Below are 25,072 nucleotides of genomic sequence, written 5' to 3' on the forward strand. Positions count from 1 at the left end.
CTACGCCCAGGCCGGTACTAGAAGCGCTGGCCAATGAAGATCGATCGCACTTCGCCGTTGCGGCGAATCACCACTTCTTCGTTAGAGACCGACACCAGGCTCCAGCCGCTGCTGCCAATGCGCTCACCAATGTAGACCCGCTGGGAGACGCCGCTGATTTCGAACAGGGCAGCCGAGCGATCGCCCAGTTCTAAAATGCCCACTAGGGAATGAATGGGGTTCGCCGCTGCTGGGGCCTGCGCAGGCGCGGCAGGGGACACCGGAGACGGCGCTCGCACCCCTGGCTGAGGCACCAGCACTGGCGCGCCAGGCGTGCCTGGCCTTGGCTGCTGAGCCGTCTGGTAGGGAATGTAAACCCGCTCGATGACGTTGACTGGGCCAGAGCCCAGGCTGCCTACGGTGCCACCGGCCCCCAAGGGTGGCAGCATGGGCGGTGTGGGGACTGCAACCCCGCCAGGAGCCTGACCGACAACGGTGGTGGTGCCCACTTCACCCCGCTCAACCTTGCCTGCAATCACTTCTAGCGATCGCTGCAAATAGGCCAAAAATTCTTCGTCAGACTGCTGAGCCGCCGTTTCGGTAGCGGAGCGCCCCAAAGACAAGCGATTGCCTGGCTGGCTGAACCACAGCAGTCCTCCGACCCCCATCAGCGATAGCGCCGTAATGGTCAGCAACATGCGGTCAAACAGCTTACCAAAACGGGTTTTGGTCGGGGCTGCTGGGGGGACAGCGTTGGCATTGTCGGCCCGGAAGAAGTCAAGATCGGTGCCCAGGGGGGCCAAAGGAGCGTCTGCCGCCGGAGGATCAACGGATTCAGCCGTAGTTTCGACAAACGGGGCGATCGCCGTCGAGGCTGACTCTGGTGCCGCCTCGACCGCCGCTAAGGCGTCTTCATCGCCGTCTAAAATTTTGTCAACGTCGTCAAACAGCTCGGTGATGAGGCTGTCGGCGTAGGTAGTGACCAGGGTGTCTGGATCGACTGGGGTCGGCTCCACGGGCGGCAGTGTGGCGGTGCTGCGAGATTCTTCCTGGCTCATAGGTCGATTTATCCTGGCGGTGGCAAAGGGAGAAACGGGCTGCCTGATGGGCGATGTGGGAGGCTCAAACAGGCGTAGCTTAAGGGCTAAAAGACGCTTTAGCTGACACTCCCCTGACGGTCTGATGAAGTTTACCCTAACTTGCCAAATCTTTCATCCCGTTGGGGAGAAAGTTGGAAGGGTAGGGGGTGAGGGGTGGGGCGTAGGACATCAACCCCTAAAGTGACTTCGCCGTGTGATGTTCTGGGTCAAACTCGTAGCGATCGCTAAAACTGGTTGCCCCGTAGAGGTTAAACGACACGGTAGGCTCGTTACCTAGGGGTTCCACACTGTGAATGGCGTTGGCGGTGAGGGCCACAACATCGCCAGGGTTAAGAACTATGTCATCGACTAGCTCTAGCTGGTCGGGGGCGTTGGGTTGGGGAGAGCGTCGCCAGAGGCGGTTGCGCTCTTGACCGCCCAACAGCGCCACAATTCCCCAAGCCCCATGGTTGTGAACGCTTGAGGTGTGCCCCGGCAGCCAGGCCACCATCTGCACCGTAATCGGGAACTCGTGTTCGCGGTAGAGAAAATTGACGCTCCAGCCGGTTTTGGGGTCGGGGGTGTTGTAGTCCATTTGCAGCCAGTAAGAGCTGACCAACAACTTGCGCACCAGAGGGGTAATGGCTTCTAGCCGACTGATGTCGTCGTGGAAAATGTCGAGAATGTCTTCTAGCTCGGTGAGAAACCGGTAGAGGCGATAGTAACGTCCTGGCTCTATCGTTTCGGGGTCGCCGAAGGATCTATAGGTGCCGTCGTCGGCAACTAGCCAGTTGTGGTTGGCCATCACTACTCAACCCGGAGGCGGCGAGTTTCAACGACCATGCCGTCTTCGCGAATGACCACCGTCGAGGCCCAGCGACTGTCGGGCTCGGCGGCGGCGGTGCCGACTTTGTAAAGCCCGCCAGAGCTGAGAATGTCAAAAACCACCGGGCGTGGCGCAAAAAAGTCTTCGGCGGTCACGCCTTCTTCGACGGCAACGCCCATCAGCGATCGCCCCTCCAGTGGCTCCACCACAATCGTGTCAAAGCTGTAGGATTGGCCGGGGGTGAGGGTAGTGGGTAGCTGCACTTGTAGGGTAGGCGGGTTTTCGCCCGATACTAGGCGGCTGGTTTCACTTAGGGTTTCTTGGTAAGCGATTTTGCCATTTTCGAGGCGCTGGCGCGAAGTGGTATCGGCGGCGAGGGTGAGGGTGCGATCGGGGCGCGTTTGGGTGCCAGTGACGGTGGTGCGGGTTTCGAGGGTGTAGCTACCGGGGCCATTGGCCTGCCAGCTCAGCAGCTCAATGTCGTAGGTGAGGTCGGGATACTGCTGCCAAAGGGTTTCAAGGGTTTGGCGCAGTTGGGCATAGTCAAAGCCGGTGTCGCTGTCAAAGCCCTCGCTGTAGAAGGCCATCACGGCATCAAGATTGCGACTGCTCGCTGCCGCCTCCAGATCGGTCAACAGCTGCTGCACCTCAGCAGGGGCCGCCTGAGCCAAGACTGGTGTGTTCACAGACGTGTTTGCCTGGGTAACCGGAGCAATGGCCCCAGCACTCAGTAGCACCGCCGCCATCGACACGATTCCTAGACTCCACCGCCGCACTGCCGAGTTAGCCACGCTGAACCGCCTCATTGACCAAAAATACTCCGTCTACCTTATATTAGTTTCTTCACAATCGACTACGGTGGTAGCCCAGTTCTCCTCCTGGCACTAGCCCGTTCCATACAAAATCGGATCCAATTTCTGTTGGAGAGTAGAAAACCTCGGGCATAGATTCTGGACAGGAGTTGGTATAGTCTAGAAGCGTTTTTAGCGTCGAGGGTGCTCCCTTGTCATCTACATCTACCCAAGCGGTAAATCCCCGGCTGCTGGTGGCCGCCAGCGGCACGGGTGGGCATCTGTTTCCGGCGATCGCCACCGCCGAAGCCCTGCGCCAAGAGGGCTACACCATCGAGTGGCTAGGGGTGCCCGATCGCCTCGAAACTACCCTGGTGCCCAAAAATTTTCTGCTACATACGGTGCGCATGGCGGGGTTTCAGGGCCGGCCCGGTCTGGGCACGGTGAAAACGCTGGGGCGGTTTAGCCAGGCGACGGTACAGGTGCGGCGACTGCTCAAACAAGGGAATTTTGACGGGGTTTTTACCACGGGGGGCTATATTGCGGCCCCGGCGATTATTGCAGCGCGATCGCTCGGTCTGCCCGCTGTCCTGCACGAGTCGAACGCGCTGCCGGGCAAAGTCACTCGCTGGCTCAGCCCCTGGTGCACTACCGTAGCGCTAGGGTTTGAGGCTGCCCGCACCTATTTGCCCAAAGCTCAAACCGTGGTAGTGGGCACTCCCGTGCGCGACGAGTTTCTGACCACAGAGCCACCTATTTTGAGCGATCCGGCTATTCCCGATGGGGTGCCGCTGATTGTGGTGGTGGGCGGTAGCCAGGGAGCCGTGGCCGTTAACAAACTCGTGCGGGCCGCTGCCTCCGCCTGGATTGACGCAGGCGCGTGGATTGTGCACCAAACCGGCAGCAGCGACCCTGAAGCCGACAGCTACAGCCACCCTCACTATATTCATCGCCCCTTCTTTAGTGCGATGGCCGCCCTCATGCATCGGGCGACTCTAGCCATCGGGCGCTCTGGAGCGGGCACCCTCACAGAGCTAGCGATCTCTCGCACGCCCTCGATTCTAATTCCCTACCCGTTTGCGGCAGAAGACCACCAGACGGTCAATGCTCAAGCCTTTGTCGAGGCCCATGCCGCTCTGATGCTGCATCAAAGCCAAATCGTCGCCTCAGAATTTCAGACCCTGGTACTTGATTTGCTGGCGGAACCGCAACGGCTAGAGACGATGGCTGCCGCCGCAGGGAGCTTGGCCACTGCCGATAGCGCCACGAAACTAGCCGATTTGATTCAAAAGGTTGTGCTAAATCGTTAGGTCGTTTCCACAACGGCGAAAATCATCGCGGCAGCCGATTGCGATCGCATCCCGACCACCCCAAATTACGTGTAAACCTCACCATCCTGAACGCTGTTCAAGTTGAGGCTGTCTGCCTCCTCTAACTCGGTTGACTCGCATTGCAGGTGAGCTTCTAGCAGCTTTAGGTTCCGCACGTTCGACTTATAAAAGGCGTCAAACAAATCCCCCACGAGCGGGACGGTTCCCACTACGGCTTCGAGGCCGATATTTAAGACCATCTGCGCCAAAATGCCCCTGGGCAGACCGAATCGGGCTGCCAAAACGATGACGTAGGCCGACACTGCGGTAGCAATCAAATCGCCTAACCCAGGGATTAGGCCAAGCACCGGATCCCAGCCAACTTTTAGCCCCAAGACGGGAATTTTGAAGGCCGTATCCATTAATCGGCTGATGCGACGGATGCGGTTTAGATTTCTGAGTTGTGAAGCGGTATCAACGGTATTCATAAATTAATGGTGCCAGCTATGGCTGGTAGTTGTCTTACCTCGAAGGGAGGAAAAAAGCCCAGTAGATGCTTGAATCGCATTTAGCTATGGGCTCACGCCTCAGATTGATGTGCCTTCTGGTTGAACCCTTAAGCAACAGATTCGTGCTCTTTTTCAACGGGCCCAATCCATCTCTCCGCAACAGCTAATTGGATTCAGGCTTTGCCCTGAGCTACTTGGCTAGCTCGATGGTCTCAGCATGGGCAGTAGCCCGAGTCGTCAGCGGCTGGAGGCTAAAGCCGACAACCTGATGCCCACGGCAGTAGAAACCTAGCTTGGGGCGTACCTCAAAGGCAGGGGTAGTGCCTTTCTGCGCTTCGACTTCGGTGTAAAGCCAGTAGCCTTGAGGCCCAGCAACGAGCTGCACTGGAGTCTCTTTGGTGCGCGAAATCAGTACATGAGTAGGGGTAAATGTCATTGCAGTCTCCTTGGGTGCAACCGACCCTGAGTGAGTAGTAACTCTATGTAACGACTTCTCAGATAAAGTCGCGAGTCGGAGAGCCGAATCTTGTCGGGGAGGATCTCCCCATCCGCCTTTAGGCAAAGCTTCTTAAGGTGCCCAAAGGTGCCTGGTAAACACCACGAAGCTTGAAACGCATACTAAATTGTTAAACAGAGGTTACAAAACTTTATCTGCCCCTGGTCGTACCCCGTTTTCAGGTAGCTTTCATTTATGAAAGAATTCCACAACCGCCAAACCCTGCGCCTGCGGGTGCCCAACGAGGCGATTCCCATTGAGCACTACCTGCGGCAGCCCCAGCGCCTAGTGCAGGCGATCACCGACCCACGCCGCATTGAAGTGTTGGGGGATGGCGTATATCGGCTAAGTTTGCGGCCTCTACAGTTTTTTGGCATTAGTATCGAACCCACCGCCGACCTACGGGTGTGGAGCTTGGCCGACGGAACTTTGCGGTTAGAGTCGGTGGCCTGTCAAGTTAAAGGCCCTGAATATCTCAGCTTTGTGAATGACTCGTTTGGTATGGCCTTGCAGGGCAGCCTCACGCCCCAGCGCCAGGACACCCACACTGAACTACAGGGCCAGGCCGACTTACAAATTCATTTAGAATTACCGCCGCCGATTCGCTTTATGCCTGCCTCGGTGCTCGATCGCACCGGCAAGACCTTTTTGAGCGGCATTCTCGGCACCATCAAGCACCGCATCGAGCGGCAGCTAGTAGAAGACTACCGCGCTTGGGTCGCAACCACTCACCGCCAGGTCAACGCTCAGGGATCGCTCCAGGGTCGCACGGTGCAGGGCTAGGGTTTAGGGTTAGCTCAACGCGATCGCCCACAGCCAGACCTAACTGCTGCTGGGCGCTGCCCTGGTTCACTGCCAGTTCTACAAAGCCGTGGCTGCCCACCAGCGCCAGTCCTTCCCCAGGAGCAACGTTTCCGTAGGTTTGGCCGCCTGGAAGCGTCCGATCGCCTATCGTCACACTCCAGTCGTTAGATGTGACTGCGCTGGCGGAGAGGTTGGTAGCGGCATTGCCGAAGCGATCGATGTACTGAACTGCGCCTGTCCATCCTTTGGCTGTGGCGATCGGAGCCTGCAATGGGAGGCTGATGAGGGATTGAGGCTCGATGCTGGTACCCAAGCTAGCCAGCGGTACACCGTTGGCCAGGTGAGCCGCCACCGGAGCAAAGATGTCGCGCCCGTGGAAGGTGGTGCTGGGGTGGGGCGATCGCCAATAGTCCCTATTCGTCAGCTCTACGGCATTCACAACGCCTTTATTCTCCTGACGGTCACGCTCCCAAACGCCGCTGAACACCCCATTGTCTGGCCCAACCAAAGTGCCCTGGGAGGTCTGCACCGCCACTGTCCGCCGCTGGGTGCCTACCCCTGGATCGACTACCACCAGGTAAACCGTGCCCGGCGGCATGTAGGGATAGGCGCTCAGCAAGGTGAACCGCGCCGCGTAGCGATCCTGCGGCGGCAGGTCGTGGGTTAGGTCGATGAACTGGGCTTTAGGCGCTAGCGTGGCGATGACGCCTTTCATCACGCCCACGTAGCTATCTTGCAGTCCAAAGTCGGTAAGTAGGGCAATGGGCATGGGATCAAAGCAACAATTATGCCTCTGCTTCGTAGTCGCCCGACTTGCCGCCAGTTTTCTTCAACAGGCGAATGCTGCGGATCTCAATGGATTTTTCGAGCCCTTTGGCCATGTCGTAGAGAGTGAGGGCGGCGACGCTGGCGGCGGTGAGAGCCTCCATTTCAACCCCGGTTTCGGCTTTGATTTTGACCGTCGCCTGAATGCGGTAGCCGGGCAGCGCTCGATCGGGGGTAATTTGCACCTCCACCTTTTGAATGGGCAGAGGGTGGCAGAGGGGAATCAGGTGGGCGGTCTGCTTGGCAGCCATGATGCCGGCGATGCGGGCCGTGGCCAGCACGTCGCCCTTGGGAGCGTTGCCTGCCTCTATGGTAGCCAGCGTCTCGGGTTGCATGACAACGGCGGCCACCGCCACCGCTTCCCGCACTGTCTGAGCTTTAGTGGCCACATCGACCATGTGGGCCTGGCCCTGGGCATCGAGATGGGTGAGCGCAGCGGATACTAAAGGATTTTTTGTCATGGGTTTAAACTGGGCAAAGGAATATGCTAGTATCAAAAGCCTGCACGAGGGCGTGTGGCTCAGTGGATAGAGCACGTGGCTACGGACCACGGGGTCGGGGGTTCGAATCCCTCCACGCCCGTTCTTCAAAATCCCCCTAAACGAAAGCTCGTTTAGGGGGATTTTGTTTGTTGAGGTAGGTCAATGGCGTAGACATCCTGTCCGCGCCCCAGGGCAAACCTGAGGGAGTGGGCCAGGTCTTTGCTGTTGGCGGTGGCAAAAACTGCCAGCCCTACCATCGTCATCACCCCCGACAGGCCAAAAATGTCTCTATAGCTGAGCTGGTCGGCGATGGTGCCAAAGATGGTGCCAGCCAGGGCAATACCCACGTCAAAGCCGACCATAGCCAGGCCAAAGGTGCGACCGCGATCGCTGGGGCTAGAGCGATCGCCCATCAGTGCCGCAATCATGGGAATCAGCGTACCGCCCGCAAACCCCTGAATAAACCCTGCCAGCAAGAACATCGGCGCACTGCGGGCCAGCCAAAACAGGGCCATGCCCAAACTGTAGATCAGCAGGCTAGCAGTGATGAATCGCCCCCGTCCGTAGCGATCGGAGGCCCGACCGGCAATCAGACGCGACATAAAGCTCGCCAGGGCTGAAGCGGTGTAAATCAGGCCCACATTCAAAGCCAGACCCGCTTCCCTCACATAGAGGGGCACAAAAGTGCTCAGGGTGCCAAAGGCTAGCCCCACCAGCAGCAGAATGATTGCCGGGGTGCGTACTCGCCCGCTCCACAACTGGCCCCAAAACTCCTGCGAGCCAGCATTTTCTACAGTGCTGGGTGGTTGATAGGGCTCATGCAGCCGCGCCACCAAGACTAACCCAACAATGCCCAATAGCCCCATCACCAAAAACGCGGTGGTAAACCCTGTCGCCTCGTAGAGAAAGCCGCCAATGGCAGGCCCCAAGGCCAGACCAATGGGGTTGACCAGGGTCATATAGCTAATCAACTCCCCCCGGTTGGCTGGGGGAGCTAGATCCAGCACCAGGGCGCTGTAGGCCACCACAAAGGCAGCAATGCTCAAGCCGTGGAAGGCGCGAATGCCAATCATCGCCAAAATCGAGCTATCCAGCGTGAGGCTGTATCCTCCCAGCGACAACGGCACGATCGCCCGGGGCAAGAACTGCACCAGCAGGTAACCAAAGGGAGCGATCGCGATCGCACTCAACCCCACCATCAGCACGATCTTGCGGCCCCGCTCATCGGCCAGCCGGGACAGGTAGGGCCGGGCCGCCAGCAACCCCACAGCAAAGGACGCCATCACAATGCCAATCTGCTGACCGCTGCCCCCCAGGGTCTCAATAAACAGCGGCAGCGTTGGCAGCAGCCCCGCCAACCCGGCCCAAAAACACAGCCCCGCCGCAAACAGCACCATCAAATTGGTACGCACCGCTGGGCTAAACGTTGAGAAAATAGTCAACTGTTGGTCTCCACGTAGAGTGCTGGGTGCTCAGCAGCGCTCTTCGCCGCCCTGGTCAGAACCACCACGCCCCACCCTTCAATGTAAACAAATGTTGCAGCTATCGGCCACAGAACGTTTTGTCACCTTTGACTCCACGGCTGGCTACTGATGCAGCCTCGGACGGCGGTGGAGCGCGGCTTCTACCCTGACCATCATCGTGCTTAACTCCATCCCAACCTCACCGGCCAGCCCCGCCACCCCCGCTCCATATCCCTGCAACCTTTGATTGTTGAGGCCCTCCACTCCCTACCCCTTTCTCCCCGGCTCCTGATACACGCCATAGGCCGCCACAATGCCCAGCACAAAACCAAACAGATGCCCCCACCACGCCACCATCGGCTGAGTCGGGAACATGCCAAAAATAAAGTAGCTGTAGTTGATCAGCACAAACATCGAAATCAGCAGCGGCACCACCCGGCGCTCCAGCCAGCCAATGCAGAGCAGATAGCCAAATAGGGTATACACCACACCGCTCAACCCATGCACGCTGCTGGGGCCGAGCAACCAGGCCACCACGCCACCCCCAATCCAGCCCACCAGCAGGGTAATCCAATAGTCGCGACGGCTTTTGGCCAAGATTAGCCAGCTAAAAATGAGGAACCCGATGGTATTGCCAATCAGGTGGGCAAACCCCGCGTGAGAAATAGCCGACAAAAAAATGCCCGGTATGCCTTCAATGCTGCGGGGGTGCAAAGGCAGATTCCAACGACCGCCAAACACCACCTGATCGACAATCTCCTGCGCCCACGGAATAGCCACTAGATAGACCGGCAATAGCGCATTGCCCTTCAGCCGCTGCAGCCAGGGCTGGGGTGCTGGAGCAGGTTTATCGGTAGAATGTCGGGCGGCTGGAGGCGCGGCGGTATTGAGCTCTGCCTCTAGTTTTTTGAGTTTGGCCTGTAGATCTGCGTCGTCCAAAGGGTTCGCCTGGCTGGATTTGGGACTATAGCCAGGGTAGCTTTTTCGTTTCCCCATTGCCCAGTGCTAGAAGCCCAAGGCCGCCAGGGGCGCAGATTGGACACAGCGATCGGGATAAGCTGCTGATTAATGGCTAGGCACCAAGGCCTAAACCCTTATGGCGAAACAACGGGCCATGCTGGAATCGAACCAGCGACCGACCGCTTAGAAGGCGGTTGCTCTATCCGCTGAGCTAATGGCCCTAACGTAATCACTTTATATTTTAGGGGGTGTGGGTCGCTCTCAGGGCAGACTAGGGCGAATAGAATGTTGAAAAAACAGCGACGAATGCTGCCAGGGCGGTGAGTACCGCTAAAATAAGTCACTTGTTTGATAGAACTCACCGTTTACGAGGGGTTGCCAGGCTTTATCCCATTACAATGACGCAGTAATAAGGGTGCGGTTTACCGTTGCAGCCGCCGCCTACTGCAGGTACTCACCTCAGTTAGGAGTCAGCAGGCCATAACATGTTTATTCTCAAGCGGCAGGATGTTGACATCAAAACGATGCATCATCCTCAGAAAGATCAGCAAATTCCAATTTTGTCGTACCAGGGTCAAACCTTTCGGCTGCTGAGTGTGTTTACCGCCGCCCAGGAAGACGACGCTAGGGCGCTGTGGCGCGACCTGACCGACAACCGAGGCAAGGCCTGTGTGCTGCTCGAAGAGCCCGATCGCTTTAGCATCTGGGGCAAAATTCGCCTTGATCAGTTTGATGACGCTGGCCCTGATACGGGCACCCCGCCAGCGGAGGCTACCTACATCAAAGCCTGCCTGCTGATGCTACAGGTGCTTTATATGGATGTAGAAGACCTGTTAGGGGCCAAGCAGGCGCGCCAGTTTGAGGGTGACATTAGCAAAGTGTTTGCGGCCTGGAAGTTTCCCCAAGCAGTGACCCCCGATGCGGTCAAAAACTTGCTAACCGTAGACCCGCTGGCGATGCCGCAGTTACCTCCCTGGCAAGATCACCATCTGCAACGTCTGCTCGAAGAAACCCACCAGATGGGCAAAGATTATTTTGGCAATGCCAATTTTGCCGATCGCGCCCTAGAGGCAGTCGAAGACCTAACCGCCAACGAACAGGCTATGTTTCGGCGGTGGTTGCAGCAGTCGCCAGGGGGCAAGCACTGGATTTAGGCGGGCAAGGCTTTCTGGCTTGGTCGCATCGCCCTCGCAGGAGTTTAAGAATTATTGCTCTGCGCGACTAATTAGGACGATTCTGCCAGGCTAACGGCTCAAGGCAGCGGGGAGTCGGTACAATTCAGGCGTTGCGCCAGGCCCTGTGCTGGAGTCAGCGGATCGCTGCAATGGTGAAGATCTGCCCTTAGGGCTAGCCGCAGTGTTTTAGTTGGCATGGGTGCCGTTGAGTTCCGTTAGGAGTTAACCCTTGAGCAAGTCATCAAACCCGTCATCGGCTAGTGCCTCGTCTACCCCGCTGTTGGTGGGAGCCTGCATTGCCTGGGGCGTGGCTACCCTGCTGTTTTTTCTGCTATTTACCGCGCCGGGAGACGATGGCAGCCAGCCCGGCTGGTTTTTAGTTGGCATTAGTCTACTGGAGATGGGAGCCTTCCTCTTGGCATCGCTGCTGTGCTTTCGCAACTGGCGCAGCACTCAGATTGTGAGCGGCCGCAACGTCTGGTTCTGGATTGGCCTTGGCCTGATGTTCTACACCGTGGGCAATATCCTGTTCTTTATTTGGAGCACCATTTGGAAGCTCGACCCGGCGGTGTCGCTGGCTGACTTTTTTTACATTTCTAGCTACATTTTTCTGGCAACAGGCATGTTTAAGGCAGTGCTGCCCCGACGCCTAAACTTGGAGTTCTCCCAATGGCTGATTGTGGTGGGCATTGGCTTGGGCGGCATTTTGCTGACGATTTTTGTCAATCTGACGGCGGCGGAAGCGGCAGTAGTGCCCCCAGCACCGGCACCAGCATTCTATTTAGCCCAAGAAGCACCTCCAGCCGTGCCGGAGGTTGTGCCCCCAGCGGTGCCAGAGCCCGTTGCCGAAGCGTCATCGGCTCCCGGCTGGGTACTCCAGCTCAACAACCTGCTCGAACCGCTAGAGGGTGTGATAGTCCTGTTGTATCAAATTGGCGACGTTGTGCTGCTGATTATTGCCGGCACCCTGTTGGTGGCCTTTTGGGGCGGACGCTACTCCCAGTCGTGGAAGCTGATTGCGATCGCAGCTTTCTGTTTTTACATCGCTGATATGTTTTTTGCCTACGCTACCAACACGGGCACCTACGTAGAAGGCCGTCTGTGGGAAGTCTTTTGGACGTTTTCGGCGGTGTTTTTTGGCCTGGGAGCCGTGGTTGAGAATGCCGTTTCCGTAAATTCCCGCCGGAGCCCACGGCGGCGGCGGGGGTAACGCGCTCTAGAATGTTAAATGGCACTGTTACGGAACCCATGGCATGGCACCCAAAAAGCTGACCGAGGCTGACAAGACTTCTATCTTGAGCCTGTATCGCCAGCCCCAAGAGACCACATCTACCCTGGCAGAACGCTATGGAGTGAGTAACAGCACCATTAGCCGCTTGCTGAAGTCCAGTCTGCCTGAAGACGAGTACAGCGTCTTAATTCAGCAAAAGCGCGGCACCCCCGATCGGGCAATCATTGGGGACAACTCTGTGGCCTCAGCAGAGCCCACTGCTCTTGCTGAAGTTAAAGCGGAGCCTGCTATTTCTGTGGAGGCTGAAGCAGCGCCTGCTGTCGTAGACTCCAAGCCTTCCCCCAAGCCCAAAACTAAGCCTCGCAGCAAGCAAGTTGTCGATCAGGGAGTGCCTGGGGCTGTGTCGGTTGAACCTGCCGCCCCGCTCATGGCTGAGCCGATCGCAGAAGAGGTGCCTGCTAGTGCGGCTAAGCCCCTGCGCAAGCGGCGATCGCGGGCCACAGAAGAGCCGGTGGCCGCGATCGTGGACGAACCTCCCGCGATCGTAGAGATCATTGCCGAAACGGCAGACCAGGAACCCACCCAGCTCTTGTTGTCAGACCCGGCCCCCGAAAAACCGGCCCCCGAAAAACCGGCCCGCCCGGTGCTGAAGTCGGCCCAAGCGGTCTCGGCTGAAGCCCAACCGGCTACCGCCGAACCCCTCGACGCCGCCGAAGTGCTCGACGCCACCGAGGCCCTTGACGACGACTGGGATGACGATACCGTTGGTCTTGACGACGATTACGACGACGATGATGACAGCAATGATGATGACGACAACGTCTACCCCTGGGACAGCGGCAATAGCGCTGCCGCCAACCTCGAAGCCCTAGAAATTTTTCCTCTCACGGCGGCGGCTCTGCCGCCCCTGTGCTACGTCGTTGTAGAGCGCACCTCATCGGAGCTGGTCGTGCTGCCCCTACGCACCTTCGCGGAGCTGGGCCAAATTCCTGAAGAAGAAGGAGATTCCCGCACGCTGCCGGTGTTTGAGAACCACAATGTGGCTCGGCGCTTTTCACGCCGCAACCAGCGGGTGGTCAAAGTGCCCGATGGCAGCCTGCTGCAAACCACCAGTTCTTACCTACAGGCGAAAGGCATTACCCGGCTGTTTATTGATGGGCAGGTGTTTTCCCTAGGTCAAGATTCCGTAGAACCTGTGCTTCCGGTCGGAGACGATTGACCTAGCCCCGGCTTAAGCGACAGGCTGCGCAAAAGCCAGTGTGCCTTGGCACATTTCCTGCAATCTCCCCATACACTGGGTCTACTGGTGTTTACCCTGGGGGGACATGGATGTACTGCTGCACATTGCCATTGGCATTGGCCTCAGCGCTGCCGCCGGGTTTAGAATCTTGGTGCCGTTTTTGGTGGCTGGCGTGGCTGCCCAGCAGGGTTATCTGACCCTGTCTCCCAGCATGGCCTGGATGAGTACAACCCCGGCTATTTTGGCCTTGGCTGCTGCTACCGCCCTGGAAGTGCTGATCTATTTTGTGCCCATAGTCGATAATTTGATGGATGCGGTGGAACTGCCCGCAGCGGCGATCGCAGGCACCATACTCACCGCTGCCGTCACGGGTGGCGACATGAACCCCTTCTTGCAGTGGAGCTTAGCCCTGATTGCCGGTGGCGGCATTGCCAGCAGCACCCAGGCATTTACGGGCCTAGCCCGGCTGGCTTCCACAGCGGCGGGTGGCCCAGTGGGCAACATCGCGGTTTCGACGACTGAGCTGGTCAGCTCGACCATCCTTTCGGTACTGGCGATCGCGGTGCCAATTCTAGTACTGATCGTAGTAGGTGTGCTGCTGTACCTAGTGTTTCGACGGCGAGGCCGCAAAAGGCGGGTTTCCTGAACCCTTTGCCCACTAGCCCAGCTACTCGCCCCAACCTTATCCCTACGGGAATCGCCTTGAGCTATGGCTAAAAAAAATACTATCCCTCACGCTAAAAAAGCCTTTAAGCATCAATTTGACGCGATGGTGCCGCTGATTTTATCGGAATGGCCCCAGCTAGTCGAAGCCAATCTGCTGGCGACCAAAGGCGACCTAGAGCTGGCCGTAGACTATATCAGCGGTGAAATGGATCACACCAAAACCCGCATTCGCCGCCATCTAAACGAGCTGGCTGACCTGATCGAAGTCGAGCCACCGGTCTTGAGCAATGCCTCTCGTCAGTCTGCGATCAATGGAATGTCGTCTGCCCTAAAATCCACTGTCCTAGAGGCTACTGAGCCCCTGGGAGTAACTAAATCCAGCATTGACAATCTGCTCGACGACCTCGAATCGCGCACCGAAAACCTCATCCAAGAGCTGAAGGCCGAAATGCTGCCCGAGCTTGAAAAACGCGCTCGCAGCAACCTGGGGCAAAGCCTGCTGATCGCCCTGGGCCTTGGCTTTGTGTTGGGTCTGATCTTGGGGGGCAAGCGTGGCTAGCTCTGACTCCACCTTTGACCAAATCGAAGGCTACTTTCGGCGGCTGCTGCGTTTGATGACGGTGCTAGTCGATACCCATCTCAATGTGGCGGTGCAAGAGGCTAACTACGAAAGCCGACGGCTGATCAGCGGGTTTATTCTGCTGGGCATCGGCATCGGTCTAGTTACCACAGCGGTTGTGCTCGGTATTGTCGCCAGCGTGGCGTTTGCTCAGTCTCTAGGGCTGAGCTGGCTTCAGGCGATCGGGGCCGTGGCTGGGGTGAATCTGCTGCTGGGACTGATATTTCTCACCCTGGGGCGGCTGCGGTTGAGCGGGCCGCTGATGATTCAGACCCAGGCTCGACTCTCGCGATCGCTAGCACTGTTGAAAGCAAAAGAGTAATCAGAGAAGTAAGCGGTCTGCAATAAAGAACTTTGCGCACCAATGCCAAGACATTACCCAGACAGGCGTTTAGCTCTGCTTTACCATCTGCTGCAACAGACCCAACACCCGCTCCATACTTCCCTGAAGGGACACAATTTCTCGATCGATGCGATCGAGCCGCTCCAATACTTGACTGTGGTCAAGATTTGGAATCCAGTCTCCGCTGCTACCAGGAATCTCGTTGGTTTCATTCAGTTTTTCTGCCAGAGAGTCCCAGCTATTTGCCTTAATATCGAAGTGAGCCTTAGCGGCTTTGAGAGTCTTAAACTCCTGCCTTAAATCCGAAACTTTATAAGTAGTTGAAGCCTCGCTTTGATTCCTTCGACTCAAATCCTCTTCGACCATCTCCACTACCTCACCAATGAGCTGATCGTGGTTCTGGGCTATCTGAGCTGCTGCACCCAGAATTCGGGAGGTAGCTTTAATCTGCGTATCCGTTTCCTGCCGTAACGTTTCGGCAATGTTGCGTAGGCGATCGCCTAGGGTCGCAGGTTGTGAAGCCGGAATTATTGAAGCGGAATCGTTGCTCATGGATTACCTGTTCTTTACTCCGCCAGGATTTCCCTAACAGCAGTCCATATACGCTGAAACTTTTGCAGCATTCCTACTGGGTTATTTGCCACCTCACCATCGACTGAATCTACTAGCCTCTGAATGCGATCCATTCGGGATGCTACATCTTCCAAGCTCTGAATAGCTTGATCCTTTTTGGTTAGCGACTCGCGCAGGACGATCGCCATTTGGCCAATCTCTTCCTTCAATCGCTCATTTTCCCGTTTGCGTCGGGTCTCCCATCCTTTAATTCCTGCCTTGGAGCGCCGCTCAATTTTCAGCTCTTGCTCAATCTGCTTATACAGCGTCAGGTAGTTCTGAGACTCCTGGAAAGCTTCGTTGTATTTGATTTCAAGCTCGCTACTTTTGGCTTGCTCCTCGGTATAAAGCGCCAGATATGAGTTGGCCTGTTCTTGAGTTTCCTGATAGAGAACAATTGTCGATTGCAGTTTTTCCTCTTGCTCTTGGTAAAGCGTTTGACTTTCCTCTAGCTGTCGTGCTTTCTCGACAACTTGATCCTTAGCTTCATCCCGTTGCAAGCGAACATTGATCAAAAGCTGCCTAAGCTCGTTGGGCGGTATCGGCTCAGCCCGCCTCGCTTGCGGGTGCTGGATTGCATTATCGTCGGCTGAATTACGTCTGTCGGCTCGTCACATTCCCGGCATTTGCAGACACCCTTAAAGATACGAAGATGCATCACCTTCTTCATGTTGAGAATGCCCGTGTCCGGAGGCTGAAGACCAAAACACCGGAAGAAGTTTTCATAAAGGCTCCTAACCTTTGCGATTAGCAGCCTACGACCGGCGAAATGCCATAACTCAAAGGTCGTTTGCGTGAAGGCGCGATCTGTATCAGCCAGTGCCGCGAGTAGGCTAACCAATCCAGTGCAAAGCCGCTCTAGTCTTGCTGGGTTGAAAACTGGCGGGCCCCGATCGCCGCCAGTACCCCCGCCACCGCTAGCAGAATGGGAATCGAATACCAGGGGAACTCAGCCAGGGGCTTGTAGGCGGCTGCCCGTAGACCAATGGTGGTGTAGGTCAGCGGTAGCAGATAAACGATCGCCTTCAGCGCCATGGGTAGAGTGCTGGGGTCAAAAAACGTGCCGCCCAAAAACGACATCGGCACAATCAAAAAGTTGTTGAACAGCCCCACGCTTTCAAGAGATTTGACGTTGAGTCCGACGATGACTCCCAGACCGGCAAACACGGCGCAGTTGAGCACCACCAGCAGCAAAAACAGCGGGTTTACAAAGCTCCAAAACCGCCCGGTGAAGAGAATCGCCACCAAGATTACCGAGCCCGCCGTCATCATCCCGCGCACGATGCCCGCCAGCATTTTGCCCAGGTGCAGCGCTAAGGGATGCACCGGGTAGAGCAGCATTTCCTCAAAGGTTTTGGTAAAGAGGCGATCGCCGCAGATCGAAAACGTGGTGCCGCCAAAGCTAATCACCATCGACGACAGCGCCACCATACCCGGCAAAATAAACTCTAGGTAGTTGTCGCCTGCTGAGGGCGTGGTCACCTGATCGATCGCATTGCCTAGGCCTAAACCAAAGGCCAGGATATAGATCAGCGGTGACACGAGCCCCGATGCCGCCACCTGAGGAATGCGCGCCCGCAAATCGAGCCAGTCGCCCCAAAACACCGTGAGCGTATCGCCCCAGAGGGTTCGCAGGGGCAGGGGTTCGATCTGACGCAGACGCGGACGGGAAAGAATATTGGTCACGACATCATTTGCAACGCTTCTTAATAGTCTACGGCGTAGGGGGCTGATGAGTTTTGTTCGCGTAGCGTCTCCAGAGGAGAAATGTTGAGTTTTGAATGTTGAGTTCTCGCTATAAGCCCTGCCGGTCGGGTCGCCCAAGCCTCTGGCTGTCCGCAGGCGAGCCGCCTGCTCGACGATAGCCGAGGAACTTTCGCCACTCGACATTTAAAACTAAGAACTCAAAATTCTCTACCCCCTAGGGGTTAAAAAGCTCGTCTTCGTTGCCAACCCACCACTCTCCTAAGCCCATCAACTCCTTGTGCAGCGCCTGGAGTTCTTCCATGTAGAGTTCAGGGGGGGTGGTGTCTTTGCGTTCTTCTAGCTTCTTTAAGCGCAGCAGCACGAGCAACCAGGGCTTAGACATGCCGTCCCTGGCTTCGATAAATTGGGCAAGCTCGCGACTGTCCATACTTAACCTGCGGCTAGGGGGGTACGGATCACTGTAACAGCGTTGCCAACGGTCTGCTCGACCCTGACCGCAGTTCGGGGTTGTATACATCTATTGCGTTCGAGACACGAAAAGTTAGACAAGGTTGTGGGCTGATCCCCAGGTTTTTAGCATGGAGATGTGCGGCGCGTTGGCGACGCCTTTGCTAGGCAAAATCGCCGGTTTCCAGCTACTCAAAAATCTCAACAGTCTACGAGTGGAGTGTTTCGCCGCACAGCCTTTGCGAATACTTCTTTGAGGTGGCGACATGGTAGCTACGTCTGTAGTTCAACAGTCTTTGGTGCAGCGTGATCAACAGTTGGTGCTTTGGCTCGACCAGGTGCGGCTAGAGGATGTGCACTTAGTGGGCGGCAAAAATGCCTCCCTCGGCGAAATGATTCAGCAGTTAACGCCCAAGGGCGTGAGAGTGCCGACGGGGTTTGCTACCACCTCCTACGCCTACCGCTACTTTATTGAGAAAACTGGGCTAGATGCCCAACTGCGACAGGTGCTGGGCGGCTTTGACGTCAACGATGTGAGTGAGCTGCGGCGGCGGGGCAGAAAGGCGCGATCGCTCATTCTCAACGCCACCTTCCCCGACGACTTGAAGACTGCCATTCTCGCTGCTTACCACCAGATGTGTGAGGAGGCGGGGCAGAGCCTTTGCTTCGATGATGAGTCTTGCCTACAAGACCATGCTTACACCGAGGTAGACGTGGCCGTGCGCTCTAGTGCCACCGCCGAAGATTTGCCCGATGCCAGCTTTGCGGGTCAGCAGGAGACCTACCTCAATGTCTACGGCGACCAAGCGGTGCTGATCGCCTGCAAGAAGTGCTACGCCTCGCTGTTTACCGATCGCGCTATTTCCTACCGCACTACCAAGCACTTCGACCACTTTGATGTAGCGCTGTCGGTCTGCATTCAGCGCATGGTGCGCTCTGACCTGGCCACTTCCGGCGTCATGTTCTCGATCGATACCGAAACGGGCTTTCAAGATGCGGTGCTGATTACTGCCGCCTACGGCCTGGGCGAAAACGTGGTGCAGGGCACGGTAAACCCCGACGAGTACGTGGTGTTTAAGCCCACTCTCAAGTCGGGCCATAAACCTATTCTCAGCAAGCGTTTGGGCACCAAGGCGCTGCGCATGGTTTACAACACCACCGGCACCGAGCTGACCAAAAACGAGCCGGTGCCCCAGGCCGATCAGGGTCGCTTTGCGATCGGAGAAGAGGATATTCTTCAGCTAGCCCACTGGGCCTGCACCATCGAAGCGCACTACACCGAGCTGCGCGGCGTCAACAGCCCCATGGATATTGAGTGGGCCAAGGATGGCCACACGGGCGAGCTGTTTATTGTGCAGGCCCGGCCCGAGACGGTGCAGTCGCAGAAGTCGCAAAATGAGCTGCGATCGTACATTCTTGACGTGCCCGAGGGCGTAGAGCCGGTCGCCCGAGGGCGCGCTGTAGGTGACCTGATTGGCCAGGGTGAGGCCTGCGTCATTTTAGATGTCTCTCAGATTACTCAGTTCCGCCCTGGTGAGGTGCTGGTCACCGCCCGCACCGACCCCGACTGGGAGCCGATTATGAAACAGGCCAGCGCGATCGTGACTGACCAGGGTGGGCGCACCTGCCACGCTGCTATCATTGCGCGGGAATTGGGGATACCTGCGATCGTTGGCTGCGACAACGCCACCCAAATGCTCACCATGGGCGAACCTGTGACTGTCTCCTGCGCCGAGGGCGAAGAAGGGGTGATCTACCGGGGCGAGCTGCCCTTTAGGGTCGAAACCACCAAACTCGACAGCCTGCCCGAAACCCGCACCAAGATTATGATGAATGTGGGCAACCCCGAGCTGGCCTTTACCCTAGCCGCCCTGCCCAATGACGGCGTCGGCCTGGCCCGTCTCGAATTTATCATTGCCAACCACATCAAGGTGCATCCGCTGGCTCTGCTCAACTTCGACAGCCTCGCCAATGGCTCTGAAAAGCGCGAAATTCAGCAGCTTACCGCCCTTTACGACCACAAACCCGACTATTTTGTCGATAAGCTCGCCCAGGGCGTTGGCACCCTGGCTGCGGCCTTTTATCCCAAACCGGTCGTCGTCCGGCTATCCGACTTTAAGAGCAACGAGTATGCCCACCTGCTGGGGGGCAGCACCTTCGAACCCGACGAAGAAAACCCGATGCTGGGCTGGCGTGGTGCCTCGCGCTACTACGACGATCGCTACCGCGATGGCTTTGCCCTAGAGTGCCAGGCGCTCAAGCGGGTGCGCGATGACATGGGCCTCACCAACGTGATACTGATGGTGCCTTTCTGCCGCACCCCCGACGAGGGCCGCCGAGTGCTCGAAGAAATGGCCCAGCACGGCCTGGTGCGTGGCGAAAATGAGCTGAAGGTCTACGTGATGTGCGAACTGCCCAATAACGTAATCTTGGCCGACGAGTTCAGCCAGGTGTTCGACGGTTTCTCCATTGGCTCCAACGATCTGACGCAGCTCACCCTGGGTCTCGATCGCGACTCTTCCCTGGTGGCCCACTTGTTTGATGAACGCAGCACCGGGGTCAAGCGCATGGTGAAGATGGCGATTGCAACCGCGAAGGAGTACAACCGCAAGATCGGCATCTGCGGCCAGGGGCCGAGCGACTACCCCGAATTTGCCCGCTTCTTAGTGGAGCAGGGCATTGACTCCATCAGCCTCAACCCCGACACGGTGATTAAAACCCGCCTAGAGATCGCCGATATGGAACAGCAGATGGGCTAGCACGCTACAACTCCTAAAAACGCCACAAGAGCAAGCCCCAGCTTTACAAAAAAGCTGGGGCTTTTATTATTTGCTTTATTTGCCTCAGAGGGAGGTGCTTACCCTGCTTTGCTTAGCGCTCTGCTGGGGTTAATGCGACGGGGCATCACGCTGATATATTTGCCGTTGCGCCCGGTAGCATGGGGTCGATCAGGTAACGCGATCGCAGAACTCCACAAAACTAGCTTTGGCGTTGGGTGACCGTGCCTTTCAACCAATCCACCTCTAAAATTTTGTCAGTCGTCTATTTTTTTCACTAAATAGGCTGACAGCATCGCCATCAGTTCTTGCTCAAATTCCTCAGTATTGAACAACTCAGGGCGATCGATCATCGCCCCATGAATCAAGGCTCGAATCGTGCGCTCAACCATGAAAACCGTTAACTCTAGATTTTTCGGTTGCAGCTGATCAGAGCGTTGCGCGAGAAACGATCGCAGCATATTTTCCATTTTTGCTTCATCCAATCGCCGCATCACGTCACTGTGGGGAATCTGTTCATGCAGAACGCGATGCAGTTTCGGATTGACGGCATGGGCAGCGATCGCAGCTTTGACAATTTGCCGCAGCACCTTTGGAATCGTGCGTTCGCCAACGCTTGATTCCTTTAAGTGGTGTTGAGCCAACTGCACCATTTCATTAGCGTGATGCTCGGCCAAGGCAAAGATCAAAGCCTCTTTATTCGGAAAGTATTGGTACAGCGAGCCGATACTCACACCAGCCCGTTCTGCCACCCGATTTGTCGTCAACTGGTCGTACCCGTTTTCCGTCAAAATATGAGCCGTTGCTGTGAGAATTGCCTCAACCGTGGCCTGCGATCGCTCTTGTTTCGGGTGTTTACGCGGGTTTGCAGCGGGTTTAGGGGGCATTGGTAGGTCTTGTAGAAATGCGAGTTGTCAGGGCAGTGCGATCTTCATAAAATACGAGCAATCGCTCACATTTTAGGCATAAGTCCCTCGGTGAACAACAAAACGGAGCATCATTTATGCGAATTGCAATCATTGCCATGGGAAGTCGAGGCGATGTTCAGCCCTACGTTGCGTTGGGTAAGGGCTTAAAAGCAGCCGGGCACAGCGTTCGACTCGCCACCCATGAAAACTTTGAATCGTTAGTCACTTCCCATGGGCTAGCGTTCTATCCTCTCAAGGGCAACGTCCAAGCCTTTCTGGAAGATCCTAAGAACCGTCAACTGCTGGAAAGCAGAAATTTTCTAAAGATTAATGCGCGCACGGCGGTAGCTTATCAACGGGCCGCGATTGACTGGGCAAAAGGGGGGGTCGTGGCTTGTCAGGATGCAGATCTGATAGTTGCCGGGGTGGGTGGACTGTTCTTAAGTGTTGCGCTTGCCGAAAAGCTGAATCTACCCTTACTACAAGCGTACATTTTTCCGTTCACGCCCACCACCGCTTTTCCGGCTATTTTGTTTCCCCAAGCAATTTCTAAACTGGGTGGCGCTGTTAATCGGCTCTCCCATCAGTTATTTCGACAGATTATGTGGCAGGGCTCTCGCAAAGGGGATACATTAGCTCGCCAACAAGTCCTTCATTTGCCGCCGACCCCATTTTTTGGCAACTATGGCGCGGTGCAGTTTCAGCAATACCCGATTCTGTATGGGCTAAGTCCATCGGTGATTGCGAAACCCTCGGACTGGCAAAATACCCATGTAACAGGCTATTGGTTCCTGGAAGAAGCACCAGATTGGACTCCACCCGCCGCAGTCCTAGAGTTTCTGCAAAAAGGCGCTCCACCTGTGTTTATCGGCTTTGGCAGTATGGTGAGCCGAAACCCAGAAGAAACAGCCGATCTCGTCTTACAGGCGATCCAACTTACGGGGCAGCGCGCTATTTTGCAGTCGGGTTGGAGTGGTTTGAGCAAGAGCGACTTACCAGACACAGTTCTAATGGTGGATTCAATTCCTCATTCCTGGCTGTTCCCACGGGTTGCAGCGGTCGTTCACCATGGGGGCGCGGGAACTACGGCGGCTGGACTGAGAGCAGGGGTGCCTGCGGTCGTGATTCCATTCTTTGGCGATCAGCCCTTTTGGGGGCAGCGGGTCGCAGAATTAGGCGTGGGGACAGCATCAATTCCCCGCAACCAACTCACTGCGGAAAGACTAGCAGCAGCAATTCACCAGGCTGTGGGCGATCGCGCCATGGGTCAACGCGCCGCCGATCTTGGGGCAAAAATTCAAGCCGAAGCTGGGGTCGCCAATGCAGTCGAAATCATATCCGAACTGCCCTACGCTACCCCGGCAAACATGGCTTCGTAGGGCTGAGGATTGGCGTTGTCTTGGGCCACAATTTCTACAATTTTGTTGCGCGACTGGGGTAGGTAGAGCGCTTCTACGCAGACCTCAGCCACCTTCTGCCGGGCCACACTGCCCTCAGACAGCGTATCTGCCGGAGCCATCACTAGGGTACGGGTATCGGCATCGTCGTCCTTAAGGCCGCCGGGGCGAACGATGGTGTAGGTGAGGCCGCTGGCTTGCAGGTAAGCCTCAGCCTGATGCTTCCAGTAGAGAATCAGAAAGAACAGATTGAGTGGGTGGAAAAAGCGGGAGGCGCAGAGCGACGACACCATGACAAAGTGCTCAATGCCGGTTTCTTTGGCCACATCGATCAGGTTTTTGTTGCCTTCGTAGTCAACCTGGTAGGGGCCGGTGGGGTCAAAGCCGGGACGGGCACCAGTGGCCGATAGCAGTACGGTGCAGCCTGCGATCGCCTTGCGAATGCTCTCTTTATCGGTCACACTGCCCTCCATTAGGGTGACCTCAATGGGCAGCTTGTCTCGGGCAGCGGCGGCATCGCGCACAAAGGCCACCACGGGCACGCCGCGACCTACGAGCTGGTTCACAATTTTTGAACCTGTGGCTCCAGTTGCCCCGGCGACAAATGCTTTCACGGCTGCTTCCCCAATAGTTATCTAGCTGGCTTGATCTTACGGAAAGCGATATGAAAAGAAACCAACCCTAAGGCGGGTTACATGAAACCGTGATAGGCATGACAGTTCTGAGGGGCACACTTGAGATACTAAAGCCTTACGATGGGTTAAGCCTGGGACGCAACCTTCGGCGTAATTACATTGTCTGATGTTGTTTAAGCAAGTGGTTGCACAGTGACTCTCGAATTCATGCCATCTGCCCAAAATCCCAACGCTTCTCCTTCGCCCAGGGATGAGGGAGTTGGTGCTGAGGAGGCGATGGTCAACAAGCAAATTTCCCCAGCCAGTGCTGACCATGGGGCACCCCAACCTGCCCACGACCCGGCACCCCTTGTAGACGGAGCCTTGCTCTTAGAGGGGCATTACGCTGGCAAAATGGATATGGCCGCCGACAGCGACACCGTCGGTCGCTACCTCAACAGTCACCGAGGGTGGTTTACTCGCTGCGCTCACCCGATGCAGGTAGAGCATATCTCAGACCACGGCTATGGGCTGGTGGTTGGGCGCTTCTCGGTGCTGGGCTATGAAGTGGAGCCTAAGGTGGGGCTATATCTGTCGCCCCTCGACCATCAGGTCTATCGTATCGATACGATTCCGGTGCCGGGGTATGTGCCTCCCGGCTATGATGTCGATTTTCATGCGGTGATGCGCTTGCAGGATGGCCCCGAGGCTACCCCTCCCGCCACCGATCTGACCCAGGTTGACTGGGATCTGAGCCTGGCGGTCAAGATTCACATGCCGCGCCTGCTAAACTCGGTGCCGCGATCGCTGCTCAAGTCCTCGGGCGATCGCCTGCTCAACCAGGTGGTGCGCCAGGTTTCTAAGCGCCTCACCCGCAAGGTGCAGGAAGATTTTCACCACAGCCATAACTTGCCCCTGCCTGAGAGCTACCGGGGCCACCACTTTTGGTCAAACTGGGGGCGGTGAGCGGGGGACGGCATCCACGACGGCCAAGCCGAAGCCAGGCCTGGAGGCTAGATCTGGGGATAGTTTGCACCGACAACACAAAGCGATCGCGGCCTAGGAGTTCCCTTTGGGCTGCGATCGCTGAAGAATTTATTGACTAGGACTTGCTTAGGTTGCCCGACAAACTAGGATCCAGCCGAGGCCTGAAGGTCAGTCAGCAGCCGCTGCACAATTTTCATGCCGGTAAAAGCTTGCCAGCTAAATAGACCAACTAGCACCACGTTGAGGGTGATGTGGGTGAGGCGGGCCGTCTCACTGCCCTTCTGCATGAACGGCACTAGGGCGGCAGAGACAGCAATCAAGATTGTCATACCCAGGCCTGCTAGCAGATGAGGCCCCACAAATAGCTTGCCGGCCTCCAAGTAAGTAGCTCCCATGCCACCCACAGTGCCAATCACCATGAAGGCTAGCAGCACAGAGCCGACCTTGTGGTGCTTGAGGGCAAATTTGCCTTTGATCAACTCTTTGCGGGTTTCGGCATCAGACAAACGGGTGCGGCGCGACTGAACTCCCAGGTAAAGGGCGTAGAGGGTGATCGCTAGCAGCAGCCACATGGTTATGGGGTGAACAAAGTTGAGCCAGGGTTTGATCGTGTCTAAGGTCATGGGGCTCCGTTGTTGCGTTTTCCGGCGTTACATTTATTTAACAAAATTATAGGAGTACAGATTCTGGCTTGGCAAAGCATTGGTCAGAATAAATAAGTTGTTAGGCAAGAACCTGATTCTAGGGATAGCTTCGTGCAAACATAATCCTGTGTCTCGCCCTCACCCGTCACATAGGGAGCATGGCTCCATTTGTTGTAGAGAA

The 25,072-nt window shown here is 56.5% G+C and carries 27 protein-coding genes and 2 tRNA genes; 12 read left to right on the forward strand and 17 right to left on the reverse strand.

Translation table 11 applies throughout. The features are described from left to right. Positions 1 to 17: 17 nt before the first annotated feature. From H6G07_RS15505 to H6G07_RS15515, 3 genes are all read right to left on the reverse strand, one after another. On the reverse strand, positions 18 to 1,037 hold the full coding sequence (locus tag H6G07_RS15505) for a hypothetical protein (RefSeq protein WP_139297074.1): 1,020 nt from the start codon (positions 1,035 to 1,037) through the stop codon (positions 18 to 20). A gap of 217 nt (positions 1,038 to 1,254) precedes the next feature. Next, positions 1,255 to 1,863 carry a cysteine dioxygenase family protein gene (locus H6G07_RS15510; protein WP_073609144.1) on the reverse strand — a complete coding sequence of 203 codons (609 nt, stop codon included), beginning with the start codon at positions 1,861 to 1,863 and terminating at the stop codon, positions 1,255 to 1,257. A gap of 2 nt (positions 1,864 to 1,865) precedes the next feature. Beyond that, positions 1,866 to 2,675: a DUF8623 domain-containing protein gene (locus tag H6G07_RS15515; protein ID WP_139297073.1), complete on the reverse strand. Its 810-nt coding sequence runs from the start codon at positions 2,673 to 2,675 to the stop codon at positions 1,866 to 1,868. Positions 2,676 to 2,887: 212 nt separating this feature from the next. Here H6G07_RS15515 and murG point away from each other — a divergent pair, with 212 nt between their 5' ends. After that, positions 2,888 to 3,985, forward strand: coding sequence for an undecaprenyldiphospho-muramoylpentapeptide beta-N-acetylglucosaminyltransferase (gene murG / locus H6G07_RS15520; RefSeq protein ID WP_073609142.1), 1,098 nt, complete (start codon positions 2,888 to 2,890; stop codon positions 3,983 to 3,985). Between the two features lie 65 nt (positions 3,986 to 4,050). On the opposite strand, the gene H6G07_RS15525 is transcribed toward murG, so the two are convergent. Together H6G07_RS15525 and H6G07_RS15530 are read right to left on the reverse strand one after the other, a co-directional pair. Continuing rightward, positions 4,051 to 4,473, reverse strand: coding sequence for a DUF4112 domain-containing protein (locus H6G07_RS15525; protein ID WP_073609141.1), 423 nt, complete (start codon positions 4,471 to 4,473; stop codon positions 4,051 to 4,053). Positions 4,474 to 4,684: 211 nt separating this feature from the next. Continuing rightward, positions 4,685 to 4,930, reverse strand: a complete 246-nt coding sequence (locus H6G07_RS15530) for a hypothetical protein (protein ID WP_073609140.1) — start codon at positions 4,928 to 4,930, stop codon at positions 4,685 to 4,687. A 255-nt stretch (positions 4,931 to 5,185) separates the two neighbouring features. On the opposite strand from H6G07_RS15530, the gene H6G07_RS15535 reads away from it, so the two are divergent. Continuing rightward, a complete protein-coding gene (locus tag H6G07_RS15535; protein ID WP_073609139.1) occupies positions 5,186 to 5,773 on the forward strand; it encodes a DUF1997 domain-containing protein in 588 nt (195 codons plus the stop codon). Here the strand turns inward: H6G07_RS15535 and H6G07_RS15540 are convergent. Together H6G07_RS15540 and moaC are read right to left on the reverse strand one after the other, a co-directional pair. Continuing rightward, on the reverse strand, positions 5,730 to 6,563 hold the full coding sequence (locus tag H6G07_RS15540; protein WP_073609138.1) for an SAM hydrolase/SAM-dependent halogenase family protein: 834 nt from the start codon (positions 6,561 to 6,563) through the stop codon (positions 5,730 to 5,732). The two genes, H6G07_RS15535 and H6G07_RS15540, sit on opposite strands and share 44 nt — an antisense overlap. 16 nt (positions 6,564 to 6,579) lie before the next feature. Beyond that, complete coding sequence (gene moaC, locus H6G07_RS15545; RefSeq protein ID WP_073609137.1) at positions 6,580 to 7,080, reverse strand: cyclic pyranopterin monophosphate synthase MoaC; 501 nt, start codon at positions 7,078 to 7,080, stop codon at positions 6,580 to 6,582. A gap of 48 nt (positions 7,081 to 7,128) precedes the next feature. On the opposite strand from moaC, the gene H6G07_RS15550 reads away from it, so the two are divergent. After that, positions 7,129 to 7,201: transfer RNA gene (locus H6G07_RS15550), tRNA-Arg, on the forward strand. A 31-nt stretch (positions 7,202 to 7,232) separates the two neighbouring features. Here H6G07_RS15550 and H6G07_RS15555 read toward each other — a convergent pair. The 3 genes from H6G07_RS15555 to H6G07_RS15565 form a co-directional block, all read right to left on the reverse strand. Then, the gene (locus H6G07_RS15555; protein ID WP_073609136.1) at positions 7,233 to 8,543 is read right to left on the reverse strand and encodes an MFS transporter; all 1,311 of its coding nucleotides are present in this window, start codon (positions 8,541 to 8,543) and stop codon (positions 7,233 to 7,235) included. 288 nt (positions 8,544 to 8,831) lie between these two features. Continuing rightward, positions 8,832 to 9,503 (reverse strand): rhomboid family intramembrane serine protease, encoded by a 672-nt coding sequence (locus H6G07_RS15560; RefSeq protein WP_084173248.1) that lies wholly within the window; start codon positions 9,501 to 9,503, stop codon positions 8,832 to 8,834. A gap of 169 nt (positions 9,504 to 9,672) precedes the next feature. After that, positions 9,673 to 9,745 (reverse strand) — tRNA-Arg (locus H6G07_RS15565). Positions 9,746 to 10,009: 264 nt separating this feature from the next. Between H6G07_RS15565 and H6G07_RS15570 the strand changes: the two genes are divergently transcribed. From H6G07_RS15570 to H6G07_RS15595, 6 genes are all read left to right on the forward strand, one after another. Continuing rightward, positions 10,010 to 10,678 (forward strand): Npun_F0813 family protein, encoded by a 669-nt coding sequence (locus H6G07_RS15570; protein ID WP_073609135.1) that lies wholly within the window; start codon positions 10,010 to 10,012, stop codon positions 10,676 to 10,678. A 250-nt stretch (positions 10,679 to 10,928) separates the two neighbouring features. Next, complete coding sequence (locus tag H6G07_RS15575; protein WP_073609134.1) at positions 10,929 to 11,909, forward strand: hypothetical protein; 981 nt, start codon at positions 10,929 to 10,931, stop codon at positions 11,907 to 11,909. A 43-nt stretch (positions 11,910 to 11,952) separates the two neighbouring features. Then, a complete protein-coding gene (locus tag H6G07_RS15580; RefSeq protein ID WP_073609133.1) occupies positions 11,953 to 13,149 on the forward strand; it encodes a hypothetical protein in 1,197 nt (398 codons plus the stop codon). Between the two features lie 106 nt (positions 13,150 to 13,255). Beyond that, positions 13,256 to 13,816, forward strand: a complete 561-nt coding sequence (locus H6G07_RS15585; protein WP_073609132.1) for a DUF4126 domain-containing protein — start codon at positions 13,256 to 13,258, stop codon at positions 13,814 to 13,816. Positions 13,817 to 13,879: 63 nt separating this feature from the next. Next, positions 13,880 to 14,395 (forward strand): hypothetical protein, encoded by a 516-nt coding sequence (locus H6G07_RS15590; RefSeq protein ID WP_073609131.1) that lies wholly within the window; start codon positions 13,880 to 13,882, stop codon positions 14,393 to 14,395. Next, positions 14,388 to 14,777, forward strand: a complete 390-nt coding sequence (locus H6G07_RS15595) for a phage holin family protein (RefSeq protein ID WP_084173231.1) — start codon at positions 14,388 to 14,390, stop codon at positions 14,775 to 14,777. Before H6G07_RS15590 ends, H6G07_RS15595 begins: the two co-directional genes overlap by 8 nt. A 69-nt stretch (positions 14,778 to 14,846) precedes the next feature. Here the strand turns inward: H6G07_RS15595 and H6G07_RS15600 are convergent, their stop codons facing one another. From H6G07_RS15600 to H6G07_RS15615, 4 genes are all read right to left on the reverse strand, one after another. Beyond that, positions 14,847 to 15,350, reverse strand: a complete 504-nt coding sequence (locus H6G07_RS15600; protein ID WP_073609130.1) for a hypothetical protein — start codon at positions 15,348 to 15,350, stop codon at positions 14,847 to 14,849. Positions 15,351 to 15,364: 14 nt separating this feature from the next. Then, positions 15,365 to 15,925, reverse strand: a complete 561-nt coding sequence (locus tag H6G07_RS15605) for a hypothetical protein (protein WP_199312126.1) — start codon at positions 15,923 to 15,925, stop codon at positions 15,365 to 15,367. A gap of 343 nt (positions 15,926 to 16,268) precedes the next feature. Then, the gene (locus H6G07_RS15610; protein WP_425320108.1) at positions 16,269 to 17,096 is read right to left on the reverse strand and encodes an ABC transporter permease; all 828 of its coding nucleotides are present in this window, start codon (positions 17,094 to 17,096) and stop codon (positions 16,269 to 16,271) included. A 235-nt stretch (positions 17,097 to 17,331) separates the two neighbouring features. After that, positions 17,332 to 17,544, reverse strand: coding sequence for a hypothetical protein (locus tag H6G07_RS15615; protein ID WP_073609129.1), 213 nt, complete (start codon positions 17,542 to 17,544; stop codon positions 17,332 to 17,334). A 286-nt stretch (positions 17,545 to 17,830) separates the two neighbouring features. Between H6G07_RS15615 and ppsA the strand changes: the two genes are divergently transcribed. Then, on the forward strand, positions 17,831 to 20,323 hold the full coding sequence (gene ppsA / locus H6G07_RS15620) for a phosphoenolpyruvate synthase (protein ID WP_073609128.1): 2,493 nt from the start codon (positions 17,831 to 17,833) through the stop codon (positions 20,321 to 20,323). 275 nt (positions 20,324 to 20,598) lie between these two features. On the opposite strand, the gene H6G07_RS15625 is transcribed toward ppsA, so the two are convergent. After that, on the reverse strand, positions 20,599 to 21,228 hold the full coding sequence (locus tag H6G07_RS15625; protein ID WP_073609127.1) for a TetR/AcrR family transcriptional regulator: 630 nt from the start codon (positions 21,226 to 21,228) through the stop codon (positions 20,599 to 20,601). A gap of 116 nt (positions 21,229 to 21,344) precedes the next feature. Here H6G07_RS15625 and H6G07_RS15630 point away from each other — a divergent pair, with 116 nt between their 5' ends. Continuing rightward, positions 21,345 to 22,628, forward strand: coding sequence for a glycosyltransferase (locus tag H6G07_RS15630; protein WP_073609126.1), 1,284 nt, complete (start codon positions 21,345 to 21,347; stop codon positions 22,626 to 22,628). Here H6G07_RS15630 and H6G07_RS15635 read toward each other — a convergent pair. Beyond that, complete coding sequence (locus H6G07_RS15635) at positions 22,598 to 23,260, reverse strand: SDR family oxidoreductase (RefSeq protein WP_073609125.1); 663 nt, start codon at positions 23,258 to 23,260, stop codon at positions 22,598 to 22,600. The genes H6G07_RS15630 and H6G07_RS15635 overlap by 31 nt on opposite strands. A gap of 228 nt (positions 23,261 to 23,488) precedes the next feature. On the opposite strand from H6G07_RS15635, the gene H6G07_RS15640 reads away from it, so the two are divergent. Further along, positions 23,489 to 24,226 carry a DUF1997 domain-containing protein gene (locus tag H6G07_RS15640; RefSeq protein WP_199312130.1) on the forward strand — a complete coding sequence of 246 codons (738 nt, stop codon included), beginning with the start codon at positions 23,489 to 23,491 and terminating at the stop codon, positions 24,224 to 24,226. A 164-nt stretch (positions 24,227 to 24,390) separates the two neighbouring features. Here H6G07_RS15640 and H6G07_RS15645 read toward each other — a convergent pair whose 3' ends face one another. After that, positions 24,391 to 24,870 (reverse strand): DUF4079 domain-containing protein, encoded by a 480-nt coding sequence (locus H6G07_RS15645; protein ID WP_073609123.1) that lies wholly within the window; start codon positions 24,868 to 24,870, stop codon positions 24,391 to 24,393. Positions 24,871 to 25,072 lie beyond the last annotated feature (202 nt).

Origin of the sequence: Phormidium tenue FACHB-1052 (assembly GCF_014696675.1) — a bacterium.
Classification (GTDB): domain Bacteria; phylum Cyanobacteriota; class Cyanobacteriia; order Phormidesmidales; family Phormidesmidaceae; genus Nodosilinea; species Nodosilinea tenuis_A.